The sequence below is a fragment of the Kosakonia quasisacchari genome, from assembly GCF_004331415.1.
Lineage (GTDB): Bacteria > Pseudomonadota > Gammaproteobacteria > Enterobacterales > Enterobacteriaceae > Kosakonia > Kosakonia quasisacchari.
This window is the reverse complement of record NZ_SJOP01000002.1, coordinates 126,680-142,327: the sequence shown is the minus strand read 5'-3', so window position 1 is coordinate 142,327 and position 15,648 is coordinate 126,680. Positions and strand designations below refer to the sequence as shown.

The 15,648-nt window shown below is 54.2% G+C and carries 15 protein-coding genes; 8 read left to right on the top strand and 7 right to left on the bottom strand.

Going from position 1 to position 15,648, the window contains the following annotated elements:
* The first annotated feature begins 132 nt into the window (after positions 1-132).
* Together narQ and acrD are read left to right on the top strand one after the other, a co-directional pair.
* Positions 133-1,827, top strand: coding sequence for a nitrate/nitrite two-component system sensor histidine kinase NarQ (gene narQ, locus E0L21_RS02795; protein WP_131406577.1), 1,695 nt, complete (start codon positions 133-135; stop codon positions 1,825-1,827).
* A gap of 199 nt (positions 1,828-2,026) precedes the next feature.
* Positions 2,027-5,140 (top strand): multidrug efflux RND transporter permease AcrD, encoded by a 3,114-nt coding sequence (gene acrD / locus E0L21_RS02790; protein ID WP_131406575.1) that lies wholly within the window; start codon positions 2,027-2,029, stop codon positions 5,138-5,140.
* A 101-nt stretch (positions 5,141-5,241) separates the two neighbouring features.
* Here the strand turns inward: acrD and ypfM are convergent, their stop codons facing one another.
* Positions 5,242-5,301 (bottom strand): protein YpfM, encoded by a 60-nt coding sequence (gene ypfM, locus E0L21_RS02785; protein ID WP_100181659.1) that lies wholly within the window; start codon positions 5,299-5,301, stop codon positions 5,242-5,244.
* A 184-nt stretch (positions 5,302-5,485) separates the two neighbouring features.
* Between ypfM and E0L21_RS02780 the strand changes: the two genes are divergently transcribed.
* The 4 genes from E0L21_RS02780 (at position 5,486) to E0L21_RS02765 (ending at position 7,718) form a co-directional block, all read left to right on the top strand.
* Positions 5,486-5,923: a GNAT family N-acetyltransferase gene (locus E0L21_RS02780; RefSeq protein WP_131406573.1), complete on the top strand. Its 438-nt coding sequence runs from the start codon at positions 5,486-5,488 to the stop codon at positions 5,921-5,923.
* A 91-nt stretch (positions 5,924-6,014) separates the two neighbouring features.
* Positions 6,015-6,371, top strand: coding sequence for an ArsC family reductase (locus E0L21_RS02775; protein ID WP_131406571.1), 357 nt, complete (start codon positions 6,015-6,017; stop codon positions 6,369-6,371).
* A 3-nt stretch (positions 6,372-6,374) separates the two neighbouring features.
* Entirely contained in the window at positions 6,375-7,502 is a 1,128-nt protein-coding gene (dapE, locus tag E0L21_RS02770) for a succinyl-diaminopimelate desuccinylase (RefSeq protein WP_131406569.1), read from the top strand.
* Positions 7,503-7,517: 15 nt separating this feature from the next.
* Complete coding sequence (locus E0L21_RS02765; RefSeq protein WP_017458940.1) at positions 7,518-7,718, top strand: YpfN family protein; 201 nt, start codon at positions 7,518-7,520, stop codon at positions 7,716-7,718.
* Positions 7,719-7,759: 41 nt separating this feature from the next.
* On the opposite strand, the gene ypfH is transcribed toward E0L21_RS02765, so the two are convergent.
* From ypfH to dapA, 6 genes are all read right to left on the bottom strand, one after another.
* A complete protein-coding gene (gene ypfH / locus E0L21_RS02760) occupies positions 7,760-8,458 on the bottom strand; it encodes an esterase (RefSeq protein ID WP_131406567.1) in 699 nt (232 codons plus the stop codon).
* Between the two features lie 77 nt (positions 8,459-8,535).
* Positions 8,536-10,551, bottom strand: coding sequence for a tRNA(Met) cytidine acetyltransferase TmcA (locus E0L21_RS02755; protein WP_131406565.1), 2,016 nt, complete (start codon positions 10,549-10,551; stop codon positions 8,536-8,538).
* Between the two features lie 10 nt (positions 10,552-10,561).
* Positions 10,562-11,428 carry a KPN_02809 family neutral zinc metallopeptidase gene (ypfJ, locus tag E0L21_RS02750; RefSeq protein WP_131406562.1) on the bottom strand — a complete coding sequence of 289 codons (867 nt, stop codon included), beginning with the start codon at positions 11,426-11,428 and terminating at the stop codon, positions 10,562-10,564.
* Between the two features lie 132 nt (positions 11,429-11,560).
* A complete protein-coding gene (gene purC, locus E0L21_RS02745; protein WP_017458944.1) occupies positions 11,561-12,274 on the bottom strand; it encodes a phosphoribosylaminoimidazolesuccinocarboxamide synthase in 714 nt (237 codons plus the stop codon).
* A 106-nt stretch (positions 12,275-12,380) separates the two neighbouring features.
* The gene (bamC, locus tag E0L21_RS02740; RefSeq protein WP_131406560.1) at positions 12,381-13,415 is read right to left on the bottom strand and encodes an outer membrane protein assembly factor BamC; all 1,035 of its coding nucleotides are present in this window, start codon (positions 13,413-13,415) and stop codon (positions 12,381-12,383) included.
* Between the two features lie 16 nt (positions 13,416-13,431).
* Positions 13,432-14,310, bottom strand: coding sequence for a 4-hydroxy-tetrahydrodipicolinate synthase (gene dapA / locus E0L21_RS02735; protein WP_131406558.1), 879 nt, complete (start codon positions 14,308-14,310; stop codon positions 13,432-13,434).
* 145 nt (positions 14,311-14,455) lie between these two features.
* Here dapA and E0L21_RS02730 point away from each other — a divergent pair, with 145 nt between their 5' ends.
* Together E0L21_RS02730 and bcp are read left to right on the top strand one after the other, a co-directional pair.
* The gene (locus tag E0L21_RS02730; protein WP_208430919.1) at positions 14,456-15,028 is read left to right on the top strand and encodes a glycine cleavage system transcriptional repressor; all 573 of its coding nucleotides are present in this window, start codon (positions 14,456-14,458) and stop codon (positions 15,026-15,028) included.
* Complete coding sequence (gene bcp, locus E0L21_RS02725; RefSeq protein WP_020454679.1) at positions 15,028-15,498, top strand: thioredoxin-dependent thiol peroxidase; 471 nt, start codon at positions 15,028-15,030, stop codon at positions 15,496-15,498. The genes E0L21_RS02730 and bcp overlap by 1 nt, the downstream gene beginning before the upstream one ends.
* The last annotated feature ends 150 nt before the right edge of the window (positions 15,499-15,648 follow it).

The window sequence follows — 15,648 nt, the reverse complement described above, 5'->3', positions numbered from 1 at the left end:
CAGAAAGGTTATCTATTTGTCACGAGCTTGTAGCAGATCAATTTATTTCAGGATTTCTGAAAAATTATTTCATTCGATGGACGTTCAGGCCGATGTTTCCTGTACGTAACATCAGGATTGGGAAGCGCTGCAGTGATAGTCAAAAAACCTGTTTCAGGAAGCCTGGCCAGAGCCTTTTTCTCTCTTGTTTTACTGTCGCTGCTCTCCACCGGGGTAGCGCTCGTCACGCTTGCCAGCAGCCTGCGGGACGCGGAAGCCATTAATATCGCCGGGTCGCTGCGCATGCAGAGCTACCGTCTTGGTTACGAACTGCAAAAACAGACTACCGAGCTACAATCCCATCGCCAGATTTACCAGCAGACGCTGAACTCTCCCGTATTACAAACGTTGAACCGCTGGTACGTTCCACAGGAAGTACAGGAACGTTATGGGCAATTGCACGAAAACTGGCACCAGATGGAAAAGCATCTGATTCAGGGCGATCAGCAATGGTATGAGCAGAATATCCAGGCTTATGTCGGGCAAATTGATTTGTTCGTGCTGGCGCTCCAGCACTACGCCGAACGCAAGATGATGCTGGTAGTCGCTATTTCGATGCTGGGCGCGGTAGGGATTTTCACGCTGGTGTTTTTTACGCTGCGCCGTATTCGCCAGCGGGTCGTCAAACCGCTTAATAACCTGGTCGCCACCTGCCAGCGTATCCAGCAAGGGCACTTTTCCTTGCTGCCGCTCGATAACAAACTGGATAACGAACTGGGGTTACTGGCCTCAACATTCGACCGAATGTCCGGGCAACTGTTTAAACTTTACCGCTCGCTGGAAACGTCGGTGGCGGAAAAAACCCGCGATCTGCACGAAGCCAACAGCCGCCTGGAGGTGATGTACCAGTGCTCGCAGGCGCTCAATACCAGCCAGATTGACTCCCTCTGTCTGCAGCAGGTGCTGCAAATCGTCTACGACCATCAGTCAGCCTGCTTCCTGGAACTGGTTGTCGATGACAACTGGCGCATTCAGCAAGGTGAGGCCGATCCCACGCTGCCGGTGAACAGCTTGCCGGTAAATATGCAGGAGAACGTGCTGGGCGAGCTGCGCTGGCAAAGCCACCAGCAGCATCTCTCCGCACCGCTGATGTGTAACATCGCCACCATTCTTGGGCGCGGGCTCTATATCAACCAGGCGCAGAAGCATTACCAGCAATTAATGCTGATGGAAGAACGCGCGACCATTGCCCGTGAGCTGCACGATTCGCTGGCGCAAATGCTCTCTTATTTGCGTATCCAACTGGCGCTGCTCAAACGTTCTGTGCCAGAAGATAATGCCCCTGCCCACCTGATTATCGACGACTTTTCACGTGGTCTGAACAATGCCTGGCAGCAGTTGCGTGAGCTGCTCACCACATTCCGCCTCTCCTTACAGCAAAGCTCGCTACCCGCTGCGCTGCGTGAAGCACTGGATGTATTACAAAGCCAGACCAGCGCGAAGCTGAATCTGGATTGTCGTTTACCCACACAGGCGCTGGACGCGCAACAGCAAATGAACGTCTTACAAATTGTGCGTGAAGCGGTAATTAACGCGATTAAACACGCGCAGGCCAGCGAAATCACCGTCAGTTGTGTGACCGATCCTGACGGGCTGCATTCGATCTACATTCGCGATAACGGCATCGGTATGAACAGTACGCTGGAGCCCGCCGGGCATTATGGGTTAACGATCATGCGAGAGCGCGCCGAGCGTCTTGGCGGTGTGCTGGAAATCGTCTCCCCACCGGGCAGCGGCACCCAGGTGCAGTTTCGTTTTCCGTTACTGACCCGCGCTGGTCGTCAATAAGTGTAAAGAATTTCAAGTAAAATGGTTTTTGGCAGGAGTAAATTTTGCTTAAGTCTCGTTATGCATAGTTATGCCTTAATCGGGCATGATAATTTACATTTTCTCCTTTTTTTCTACACGATTGGTTTCTGCATTGCCGCTACATTGATGCAAGCAATGTCACTATAACGATGCGCAGCAATATGAGGTTTTATTTCTGATGGCGAATTTTTTTATTGATCGCCCCATTTTTGCGTGGGTGCTGGCGATCCTGATCTGTCTTACGGGGACACTTGCCATTATTTCTTTACCCGTCGAACAATATCCCGATTTAGCCCCGCCGAATGTCCGAATTACCGCTAACTACCCTGGCGCATCGGCACAAACGCTGGAAAACACCGTGACGCAAGTTATCGAGCAGAATATGACCGGCCTCGATAATTTAATGTATATGTCCTCGCAAAGCAGCGCCACCGGGCAGGCAACGGTCACCCTCAATTTCAGCGCCGGCACCGATCCTGATGAAGCCGTACAGCAGGTGCAAAACCAGTTGCAATCGGCAATGCGTAAACTTCCGCAAGCCGTGCAAAACCAAGGCGTCACGGTGCGTAAAACCGGTGATACCAACATTTTAACCATCGCGTTTGTCTCCACCGACGGTTCGATGGATAAGCAAGATATCTCCGACTACGTGGCAAGTAATATTCAGGATCCGATTAGCCGCGTAAACGGCGTCGGCGATATCGACGCCTACGGTTCGCAATATTCCATGCGTATCTGGCTCGACCCTGCAAAGCTCAATAGCTACCAGCTCACAGCCTCGGACGTGACCAGCGCTATTTCGTCGCAAAACGCGCAAATCGCCGTCGGGCAACTTGGCGGAACGCCGTCCGTTGATCGCCAGGCGTTAAACGCCACCATCAATGCGCAGTCGCTTTTACAAACGCCGGAACAGTTCCGCAATATTACGCTGCGTGTGAATCAGGATGGTTCAGAAGTTCGTCTCGGCGACGTGGCGACGGTGGAACTGGGCGCAGAGAAATATGACTACCTGAGCCGTTTCAACGGCAAAGCTGCCTCCGGGCTGGGGGTAAAACTGGCTTCCGGCGCTAACGAAATGGCCACGGCAGAGCTGGTGATTAACCGCTTAAACGAGCTGTCGCAGTTTTTCCCGCACGGTCTGGAATATAAAGTCGCCTACGAAACCACCTCGTTTGTTAAAGCCTCGATTATCGATGTGGTGAAAACCCTGCTCGAAGCTATCGCGCTGGTGTTTCTGGTGATGTACCTGTTCCTGCAAAATTTCCGCGCTACGCTGATTCCCACTATCGCCGTACCGGTCGTGCTGCTTGGTACGTTTGCGGTGCTCTACGCATTCGGCTACAGCATTAACACTCTGACCATGTTCGCCATGGTGCTCGCCATCGGTCTGCTGGTGGATGATGCCATTGTGGTGGTGGAAAACGTCGAACGCATCATGACCGAAGAAGGGCTGTCGCCCAGAGAAGCGACACGCAAATCGATGGGGCAAATCCAGGGCGCGCTGGTGGGGATTGCGATGGTGCTGTCGGCGGTATTTGTGCCGATGGCTTTCTTTGGCGGCACCACTGGCGCGATTTATCGCCAGTTTTCTATCACCATTGTCTCGGCGATGGTGCTTTCTGTGCTGGTGGCGATGATCCTCACACCGGCACTGTGCGCCACGTTGCTCAGGCCGCTGCATAAAGGCGAACTGCACGGGCAGAAAGGCTTTTTCGGTGCCTTTAACCGCATTTTCAACCGCAACGCCGATCGCTATGAAACCGCCGTCGGTAAAATTTTACACCGCAGTCTGCGCTGGATTTTGCTCTATATGTTGCTAATTGGCGGCATGGTGTTGCTGTTCCTGCATCTGCCAACGTCGTTTCTGCCGCTGGAAGACAGGGGCATGTTTACCACGTCCGTGCAATTACCGAGCGGTGCTACGCAACAGCAGACATTGAAAGTGGTGCAAAAAGTCGAAGACTATTTCTTCACCCACGAAAAAGAGAATGTTGAATCGGTGTTTTCCACTGTCGGCTCCGGCCCGGGCGGTAACGGGCAGAACGTGGCGCGTTTGTTTATCCGCCTGAAAGACTGGGACGCCCGCGACCCGAACAGCGGCAGCGCGTTTGCCATTATCGAACGCGCTACCAAAGCATTTAGCCGCATTAGTGAAGCTCGCGTTTTCGCCAGCAGCCCGCCCGCTATCAGCGGCATGGGGAGTTCGGCCGGTTTCGATATGGAATTGCAGGATCACGCCGGTGCAGGCCATGACGCTCTAATGGCCGCTCGCGATCGTCTGATTGAGATGGCGGCGAAAGATCCGGCGCTGACCCGCGTTCGCCATAACGGTCTTGATGACAGCGCACAGCTGCAAATCGATATCGATCAGCGCAAAGCGCAGGCGCTGGGCGTGTCGATTGATGATATTAACAACACGCTGAAAACTGCCTGGGGCTCTAGCTACGTGAATGACTTTATGGATCGCGGGCGCGTGAAAAAGGTCTACGTACAAGCTGCGGCGAAATACCGCATGCTGCCGGACGATATTAACCTTTGGTATGTGCGAAATAGCAGCGGTGGAATGGTGCCATTCTCCGCGTTTGCCACTTCGCGCTGGGAAACCGGCTCGCCGCGCCTTGAGCGCTACAACGGCTATGCTGCGGTGGAAATTGTCGGCGAATCCGCTCCCGGCGTCAGTACCGGTACGGCAATGGATGTGATGGAAAAACTGGTTAGCCAGTTGCCTACCGGTTTTGGTCTGGAGTGGACAGCGATGTCTTATCAGGAGCGCCTTTCCGGTGCGCAGGCACCGGCGTTATATGCGGTTTCCCTGTTGGTGGTTTTCCTGTGCCTCGCGGCGCTATATGAAAGCTGGTCTGTGCCGTTCTCGGTAATGCTGGTGGTGCCGCTTGGCGTGATTGGCGCGTTGCTGGCAACCTGGATGCGCGGGTTGGAGAACGATGTGTACTTCCAGGTCGGGTTGTTGACGGTGATTGGCCTGTCGGCGAAGAATGCGATCCTCATCGTTGAGTTTGCCAACGATATGAATGCGAAAGGTGAAGATCTTCTGGTTTCCACGTTGCATGCCTGCCGCCAGCGCTTGCGGCCAATCCTGATGACCTCGCTGGCGTTCGTTTTCGGTGTGCTGCCGATGGCAACCAGCACCGGCGCGGGCTCCGGCAGCCAGCATGCAGTGGGTACCGGTGTGATGGGCGGGATGATTTCCGCCACCGTGCTGGCGATTTTCTTTGTCCCGCTGTTCTTCGTGCTGGTGCGCCGCCGTTTTCCATTGAAAGCGCGTGCACAGTAATTTCCGCATAACAAAAAGGCGACCTACTGGTCGCCTTTTTTCATGTGTTGGTTCACATTGTTATTTATCAAGCTGTCACTGCTTAATCGTTCATCAGGAAATTATTTACGAAGCATGCCTTCGATAAAATCTTTCCAGTTCCCCAGTTCATGTTCAATCATAACTACCTCTCTTATTATTTTGGCAATTCTACTTAAACCCGTAACGATGTTGAAGAGACGTTAATCAATTGCTTCAATTGCTATTAGCGGGGTACTTTTAATGCTTGCGATAACTATGAGCCGATGCCGGGTCATTTACTGTGAATAACGGCAATATTCCATAAAAACTTTAGGGCTAAATGAAATGACGATCACATTGTTTGATAAATCAGCAATTGAAGCGGTGGACTGGCTGGCGTTAACGGCGCTGATTGCCGCAGGCGGTCTCAATCAGCGCGACCCGCTGCAGGTCGAGCAGGCGTGGCGTAACAGCACCTTCTGCTGGTTTGGTTACCATAATGGGGAACTGGTCGCCACGGCGCGTGCTATCAGCGATCTGACGTGGGCCAGTTATGTTGCGGATATTGTGGTCGCACCAGAAATGCAGGGGCGTGGTTATGGAAAACAGCTGATGTCTGACATTGTTAGAACATTATTACCGTTCGGCAAAACCTTTATTTATTCCGTACCGGAAAAAACAGGATTTTATCATCAATATGGTTTCCGTTTTTTAACTACTGGCATGGTATGCGCAACGCCTGAAAGTTTATTCAAACTGGAACAGAGTGGCTATATCCGCTGACATTTGCTTATCAGACCAATCACAGGCAAATTAAAACCCATTATTCTAATTTCTTGCACAAATAACCAAAAATGAGACAAAAGGATTCACCATGATCACCATGTACGGCATCAAAAACTGCGACACCATCAAAAAAGCGCGCCGCTGGCTCGAATCGCAGCAGGTGGAATACCATTTCCACGATTACCGCGCAGACGGTATTCATGCAGATTTACTGCGTACATTTGTTGATGAACTCGGCTGGGAAGCGCTGGTAAATACCCGTGGCACCACCTGGCGCAAGCTGGATGATGCCCAGCGCGCAACCATCACTAATAATGAGGCTGCCATCGCGTTGATGCTTGAAATGCCTGCAATTATCAAACGCCCATTGCTCTGCGCGCCGGGTAAGCCTATGCTGCTGGGTTTCAATGAATCCAGTTATGAGAAGTTTATTAACGAGGTGTAGTTTATGTCGTGCCCGGTTATTGAGCTGACACAGCAGCTTATTCGTCGCCCTTCTCTGAGCCCCAATGATGCAGGATGCCAGGCGCTAATGATTGAACGTCTGCGCGCTATCGGTTTTACCATTGAGCCGATGGATTTTGGCGACACGCAAAACTTCTGGGCATGGCGCGGACAAGGCGAAACGCTGGCCTTCGCTGGCCATACAGATGTGGTTCCGGCTGGCGATGCGGACCGCTGGATCAACCCGCCTTTTGAACCGACTATCCGTGACGGCATGCTGTTTGGTCGCGGCGCGGCAGACATGAAAGGTTCACTGGCTGCTATGGTCGTCGCCGCCGAACGTTTTGTCGCACAGCATCCGCAGCATAAAGGCCGTCTGGCGTTTCTTATCACGTCTGACGAAGAGGCCAGCGCGACAAACGGCACCGTCAAAGTAGTCGAAACGTTGATGGCACGTAATGAACGGCTGGACTACTGCCTGGTCGGTGAGCCTTCCAGCACGGAAGTGGTGGGGGATGTGGTAAAAAATGGCCGCCGCGGTTCAATGACCTGCAACCTGACCATTCACGGCGTTCAGGGTCATGTCGCCTATCCGCATCTGGCGGATAACCCGGTGCATCGCGCCGCGCCAATGCTCAATGAACTTGTGGCGATTCAGTGGGATCACGGCAACGAATATTTCCCGCCGACCAGCATGCAAATTGCCAATATCAAAGCTGGCACTGGCAGCAACAACGTTATCCCTGGCGATCTGTTTGTGCAGTTCAACTTCCGCTTTAGTACCGAACTAACCGATGAGATGATCAAAGCCCACGTGCAGGCGTTGCTGGATAAACATCAGTTGCGCTACAGCGTGGAGTGGTGGGTTTCCGGGCAGCCGTTCCTCACCGGGCGCGGCAAGCTGGTGGATGCGGTAGTCAATGCCATTGAGCACTATAATGAGATCAAACCGCAGTTGTTAACCACAGGCGGCACATCTGATGGCCGTTTTATCGCACGTATGGGCGCACAAGTGGTTGAGCTCGGGCCGGTGAACGCGACCATTCACAAGATCAACGAATGTGTGAACGCGGCGGATTTGCAACTGCTTGCCCGTATGTATCAACGCATTATGGAACAACTCATCGCCTGATGGCTGGAGGATGACATGGATTGGCTGGCAAAATATTGGTGGATTCTGGTACTGGTGTTTTTACTTGGCGTACTGATTAATGTGATCAAAGACCTTAGCCGGGTTGATCACAAAAAATTCCTCGCTAACAAACCGGATCTGCCGCCGCATCGTGATTTCAACGATAAGTGGGATGACGATGACGACTGGCCGAAACAGGATCAGCCGAAAAAGTAAGTCTCAAATTATTCACCCCCTTTCGGGGGGTGAATGTCTGCTCATAAAAACTCAATAATATCGTCATCATTCGGCTTACCGCCGCTTAACGCTTCATCAAAGTAGTGCTTCGGTACGGTGTAGCGTAAATGATTGAGCGCCAGCTCAATACTGCGATCATCAATGGCGTGGCCCAAATTCTCAACAATATCCAGCGTGATATCGCCGCCTAACGTTTGCACAGCTTCCTGCGCCTTCACCGCCCAGGCCAGATCGATAACTCTATCTTCACCGCCGTGAATCAGGTGAATGGTCTGCGCCGTGGAAACCGCTTGCGGCAGCGTGGCATAACGCCCGTTGAAAGCAATCACGCGCGAGGCGAGATCCGGCTGCGCTTTCAACCCTTCCAGCGCCATAATCGCCCCTTGCGAAAAGCCAATCAGCGCCGTTGCCAGCGCGTTCACACCGCTTTGCTGCTGCCAGTATCGTACAACGTCAATAAACTGCGGCATCACAGCATCAATGCGTTGCTGACGATTTTCTTCCGTCACGCCAGCCACGGAAAACCACTGGCGGGCCGGTGGTGCACCGCAGGCTTCCACACCGCCAATACTGACAATCAGCGCATCGGGAAAGTGCGGTGCAAACCAGCGACCAATCTGCCCCATGGAGACCGGGTTATCGCCAACGCCATGAAACAACAGCAGTAATTGTTTTGCCGGGGATTGCGGACTTTGCACAACGAAATGGTCATGTTTCATGGTTGTCTCCTTAAATCGTTGAGTGCAGTTTACGCCCGGGAGCCATAATGACCATGCCATTTAACTGAATGAGTTAGTTAAAAAAATTGCAGTTTCTGCACCTGTGTTTTCAGAGTTAGCGCGCGAGGGGCGTCCAGATGTACGAGCGCCTGTTCGCACTCCTGGCGCTGGCGTACTCGCAGTGCTTTACGCCCGCTCAGCGATAAACGCTGGCACAGAGCCTGTTCGCTTTCTCCATCGGTTACCCATCCTCGCAATGCCAGCAATGGCAAATGCGTGTGTGCCAGTAAACGGCATAACGCGCCATAAGCCGCCGAAAGCGGACGGTGCGCGAAAGCAAAACCGGCCAACTCCAGCCAGTCCTCTTGATTAAGGGTAGTCGACTGAACGACAGGCAGTGACAACGTTTCCCCACGCCAGTCAGCAAGCCAGGGCAGATCACGCGCCAGCCGGGTCTGTTCCCGTACCAGTAGCGCTTCGCCTGCCGCCGTCAGCGGGATTATCGCCATGGCGGTAAAACAACCGCTACTCGCTTCACGATAGCTACCAAGGCGCACCAGCGAAAAACCGCAGCGCTGCCAGAAGCGCCATAATTCTGGCGTGTAGCCAAAACTGACGGAGAGGTAATCACACGCCGTTGTTTGCGCCCGCGCATGGGTGATGAGCGCACTGCCAATCCCTGTGCGCTGGCAAAAAGGATGCACAGCAATGCGGCTGATGCGCCGTCCACGCAATGTCGCCGCCAGCGGGCTGCCGCCGTGCGCGGCCAGCGATTGCGCCACCAGGTTACCGCGCGGGCGACGAAAACCCGCCCACACCGCCTGGCTCAACCCGGCGCTTAACCCACCCTCTTCCACCAACCAAAGCGCGGCAACCGCCGCTTCCGCCCGGCGAGCCAGCCAAAAATGCTGCCCCGGCGCGTCCATCATGCGTCGCAGATCGAGCGGCGACGTTCGGTAGTGGGCACTCGCCAGCAGACGATAAATCGCTGCCGGGATCGCCGGTGTCTCTTGCCAGGCCTGCGCCGACAGCGGCTGCATGGTGATGTCACCTGTCGGCGGTTCAATGACAGATTCATCGTCAAACAGCAACAGGGCGCTAATCGCCTGCTCCAGCGGGCAGCCTGACGCCCAGCGCAGCGGCGTGGAGAGCGTATAATGGCGTAACTGCGGAAACCCGGCACAGAACTTCAGCAAGAAGCCCTGCCCGGTGCCTTCATAGCCCTGCACGGTGGTGGTGAGCAGTACGCGAGGGAAAGCGGAAACCAGTGCATGCAGCAGCGGGCCAGGGATCGCGGCGGCTTCATCCACCACCAGCCAGCCGGCTTGCGTACCCTGCGCCGTTATCTGCTGGAGCAACGCATCCGGAGCGATAAAGTTGAACCGTTCCCCGGCGTAGTGCGCCAGCACCTCAGTAGCGGCGCGCGCGGGTGCGGTGACCGTGACAGGCTCGGATGTGCGGGCAATATGCATCCCCGCCAGCGCCGATTTGCCTCGTCCACGCGGTGCGGTGACCACTGCGACACCTGGCGGCATGCGATGAAGTTGTTCGAGGATCTGTGCCTGCTCTTGCTCGGGCGCGCCAGTTGCCGCATGCCACTCAGGACGGAGAGGAAAGTCTGAAAGAGAGAAAGGTGACGCTTGCTGCCACACCACGGTTTGTGGATCGTCACGGAGTGTACGGCAAAAGTGGTCAATAAAAACCGGGGTCGGAATCGGCTCGGCGGTGTCGCTCCAGCGCAGACTGTCAGCATCCGGCATCTGCGGCCACAGCTCAAGCGGCGGAGTGAGTAACACCAGCCAGCTACCTGCCGTCAGCGTCCCGCCAAGCGCGGCGAAAGCAGCCACATCAAAACCCTTGCGGGCGTCAAATACCGCGTGGCGAAATTCCCGACCGAGCAACGAGGTTAACGCGCGAGGCTTAATATGTAGTGGCCAGTCGCTGTTTTCACCGACCCACAGCCAGTCGCCGGGAAGCGAGTCGCGCAACTCTGTCGCCTGCGTTTCACTCCACGCAGACGCACCGACAATCACCAGCAAGCGACGAATACCTTCCCGAGACATCCGGGCGCTCAGCTCAATCAGTTGTTGCATCACGTAGTGCTTACAACTGCCCGCTGAACGTATTGCACTGCGCCGGATCGCCACTGTCCATTCCGCGTTTGAACCAGGTGTAACGCTGAGCCGAAGTGCCATGTGTAAAGCTCTCCGGGAACGCGACACCCTGGCTGCGCTGCTGTAAGCGGTCATCACCAATCGCCTGCGCTGCGTTCAGTGCCTCTTCCACATCACCCGGTTCCAGCACACCTTGCTGCTCCATGCTGTGGCCCCAGATGCCCGCATAACAATCGGCCTGCAACTCCATGCGCACCGACAAGGCATTCGCCTGCTGTTGCGTGGCATTTTGTTGCAGACTGCGCACTTTGGCCTCAGTCCCCAGCAACTTTTGCACGTGATGACCAACTTCATGGGCAATCACATAACCCTGTGCGAAATCGCCGCCCGCGCCGAGCTTGTTTTTCATCTCATCGTAAAAAGAGAGGTCGATATAAATTTTGCTGTCTGCCGGACAGTAAAACGGCCCCATGATGGATTGCCCGGTACCGCAACTGGTATGGGTGCTGCCACGGTACATCACCAGCGTCGGTTGTTGATAATGTTGTCCCATTTTTTCAAACAGCTGGCCCCAGGTCTCTTCGGTGGTAGCGAAAATGACGCGGGTGAAATGCGCGGACTCATCTTCGTGCGGGTTCGCCGCGCGCTGTTGTTGCGTTGGAGGGCTAACCGGTTCCCCGGTCAGTAAACTGGTGAGATCAACCCCGTAATAGCTTGCCACGATCACCACAAACAGCAGGAGTAATCCCCCCTTGCCACCCGGTAAACGGAACCTCGGCCCGCGCATCACCGGCCCACCCGACTCGTTACGTCGGTCTTCTACGTTGTCACTCTCTCGACGGCCTTGCCAGCGCATAACTACCTCACTATCCCAATGATGGACTCAGTGTATATATGATCGTAGGCGCAGAAGGAAGGATTAACACAGGAAAAAAGTGAGGAAATCCAGAGGATGCAGGCACCCTCCGGAAGTAACGCGGGGTGAAGATCAGTCCAGTTTTACGCCAAGACGGTGCGCCACCGCTTCATAGGCTTCGATCAGGCCGCCAAGGCTCTGACGGAAACGATCTTTGTCCATTTTATCCAGCGTCTCTTTATCCCACAGGCGGCTGCCGTCCGGGGAGAACTCGTCGCCGAGCACCACTTCGCCTTTAAACAGGCCAAATTCGAGTTTGAAATCAACGAGGATCAAACCGGCGTCATCAAACAGTTTGCTCAGCACGTCGTTGGCTTTGTAGGTCAGCTCTTTCATGCGCGCCAGATTTTCTTTGTTCACCCAGCCGAAGGTTTCGCAGTAGGATTCGTTCACCATCGGGTCGTGCATCGCATCGTTTTTGAGGAACATATCGAACAGCGGCGGATTCAGTTCAATGCCCTCTTCAATGCCCAGACGTTTCACCAGCGAGCCTGCCGCACGGTTACGAATAACGCACTCTACCGGCACCATATCCAGTTTTTTCACCAGACATTCGGTATCAGAAAGCAGCGCTTCCATCTGGGTCGGGATGCCCGCTTCTTGCAACTTGGTCATAATGAAATGGTTGAACTTGTTGTTCACCATGCCCTTACGATCGAACTGTTCAATGCGTGCGCCATCCCCTGCTGACGTATCGTTACGGAATTCGAGCACCAACAGGTCCGGGTTTTCCGTACTGTACACGGTCTTCGCTTTGCCGCGATACAACTCAGCTTGCTTTTGCATCTTTATTACTCCAGGTGTGATTACAAGGCTAATTTGGCTATTTTACGCCGACGCACACGTTTGCGTCACCATAATAAAAAAAGGCCGGAAGATCCGGCCCTGAGGATTATCGGTTAAACGCCGCCTGGAAGGCTGCGACTAACGCGTCGTTCTGCGATTGTGTCAACGTATGACCTTTCGGATCGATGAACTGGAGGCTGCTGCGGTTATCCAGATCGCCGACCTGCAGTTTATAGTCACCCGAGGCCAGACCCGGATCGCGCGCGCCCAGTTCCTGCCAGCTGCTGTCGGACAACGGCTTGTAGGTCACTGCAATACTGCCCGTTGAGCGGGTGCTGTCGGTCACTTTCATGCCCACTTTTTCCAGCACGGACGGCAGGCGCTGCCACACGACGTTAAACGGACCACGCACCACCAGCATCGGCAGACCAGTATCATCGGCGGCACTCTGGACGTTCAGCGTAGAGACGCTACGGTTTTCCGCCGCGCTTTGCGCGTCAGTTGCGGTTTTATCCAGACCGGACGAGATCACGTTCAGCATTTCAGTGCTGTAACGCTGCAACGACGCAGCGTCTGCTACCGGTTTGCCCGCTTGTTCCAGATTCACCAGCTTGACGACAACCGCCTGCTGATAACCCTGCGGTTTCACCGAGATTTGATAACGACCACGATACTGCTGATCTTCATCCAGACGGTTCCAGTCAACCCAACCGGTGGTCAGGGTCTGCGTGGCATCGTCACGTTTGTCGATACTGTAGTTTTTCCCCTGAAGAATGCTGACGACCTGCGGCCACAGCGTGCTGTTGCGACCGTTTTCGACCATCAGCGTCGCGGTGTCACCGGTAAACTGGGTGCGCGCACCGCTCACCAGCGCCAGCGGCTGAGCCGGCGGACGAATGTCCAGCGCTTTACCTACCGCGCCGCTGCCGTTAGCAACAGGGATGGTGTAATCACCGTTTTGCACCGGGAGGATCATCCCTGCGGGCGCGTGAAGTTCAGCAAGCGGAGCCGCATCCAGATAGGATTCGTCACCGCTAACCTGACGCTTATAACGTGAATCGGAACTACAGGCGGCGAGCAACATCACAAGTGAAACACCCGCTACCTTCGCCAGGCGCGACTTCTGTACTGAGTAAGCCATCAAATCTCCCTAAACTTTACAGCAGACCGGCATGCTTAAGCGCAGTGCGGACAACTTCACGACCGTGGTCAGTGATTGGCGTCATCGGCAAACGCAGCGTATCGGTTGCTACAAGCCCCAACTCCATACATGCCCATTTGACTGGGATAGGATTGGGTTCGACAAATAGTTTGTTGTGTAACGGCATCAAACGCTGGTTGATCACGCGTGCTTCGGCGTAATTCCCCTGGGCCGCCAGTTTGCACATGTCAGCCATATCGCGCGCCGCCACGTTGCTGGTAACGGAAATCACACCGTCACCGCCGAGCTGCATAAAGTCCAGCGCGGTGGCATCGTCGCCGCTCAGCAGGATAAAGTCATCTGAAACCAGCTCTTTGATCTGGTGAACACGACTTAAGTTCCCGGTCGCTTCCTTAATACCGATAATATTTTTAATTTTCGCCAGACGGCCTACGGTTTCCGGCAGCATATCGCAGCCAGTACGCGACGGCACATTATACAGAATTTGCGGCAGGTCAGTATGTTCGGCGATGGCTTTAAAGTGCTGGAACAGCCCTTCCTGGGTCGGGCGGTTATAATAAGGCGTAACGGTCAGGCAACCCACCACACCGCTATCGTTGAAACACTGGGTCAGGCTGATGGCTTCTGCGGTAGCGTTCGCCCCCGTCCCGGCAATCACAGGGATGCGCCCGTCGGCCAGTTCAACCGTCATCTTCACCACGTCGGCATGCTCATCATGGCTCAGCGTAGCGGATTCACCGGTAGTTCCTACCGAAACGATCGCCGTGGTTCCGTTGGCGACATGGTAATCAATCAGTTTTTTCAGGCTTGACCGGCAGACTTTACCTTGCGAATCCATCGGCGTGATAAGCGCGACAATACTTCCCGTGAACATGGGCCATCCTCTGTGCGAACAAGATTCTCAATGGTACGTGCGGTGCCGTCAGAAAAGCAAGAGACCTGAGGCCCTGTGGCGGTTGTATGCCGGTTTTTTTTATGCTTTCCTTATGATTACCTCATGTTTGACAGGAAGCTCAGGTTTGACAACCTCATCACAACACTTTTTGGTTATCACTGCGCTGGGGGCCGACAGGCCTGGCATTGTGAACACGATCACACGCCACGTCAGCAGTTGCGGCTGTAATATCGAAGATAGCCGTCTGGCGATGCTGGGGGAAGAGTTCACATTTATAATGCTGCTTTCGGGTTCGTGGAACGCTATCACGCTTATTGAATCGACTTTGCCGCTGAAAGGTGCCGAGCTGGATTTGTTGATAGTGATGAAGCGCACCGGCGCCCGTCCGCGTCCTGATATGCCAGCGACCGTGTGGGTGCAGGTTGAAGTCCCCGATTCTCCCCACCTGATTGAGCGTTTTACTGCGCTTTTTGACGCACACGAAATGAATATTGCGGAGTTGGTCTCCCGTACGCAGCCCGGCAACCTTGCCGTTGCGCCAACGCTATTTATCCAGATAACCGCTCATAGCCCCGCGTCAAAGGACGCGTCAAATATTGAGCAGGCGTTCAAAGCCCTATGTACAGAATTGAATGCGCAAGGCAGTATAAACATCGTCAACTATTCCCAGCATGATGAACAGGATGGAGTTAAGTAATGAATCCACTGAAAGCCGGTGATATCGCACCGAAATTTAGCTTGCCCGATCAAGACGGTGAACAAGTAAATTTGGCCGACTTCCAGGGACAGCGTGTACTGGTCTATTTCTACCCGAAAGCCATGACACCAGGCTGTACTGTCCAGGCCTGCGGCCTGCGCGATAACATGGATGAGTTAAAGAAAGCGGGTGTGGAAGTGCTGGGTATCAGCACCGACAAACCAGAGAAACTTTCCCGCTTTGCCGAAAAAGAGCTGCTCAACTTTACGCTGCTCTCTGATGAAGACCATCAGGTCTGCGAGCAGTTTGGTGTCTGGGGTGAAAAAACCTTTATGGGTAAAACCTACGACGGCATCCACCGTATCAGTTTCCTCGTGGACGCTGACGGCAAAGTTGAACATGTGTTTGATGACTTCAAAACCAGCAATCATCACGACATCGTGGTTAACTGGCTGAAAGAAAACGCCTGACAGCAACACACCTTTTCTCAGGGCGGCCCGTTCGGGTACGCCCTTTCCTTTGCCTTCTCCCTGCCAATATTTGACCGCGATCACACTTCACACCGCCATGTCGACACTTGTGCCGATAGCTTGTTTTTTGTTCTGCGCTGACCATCACTT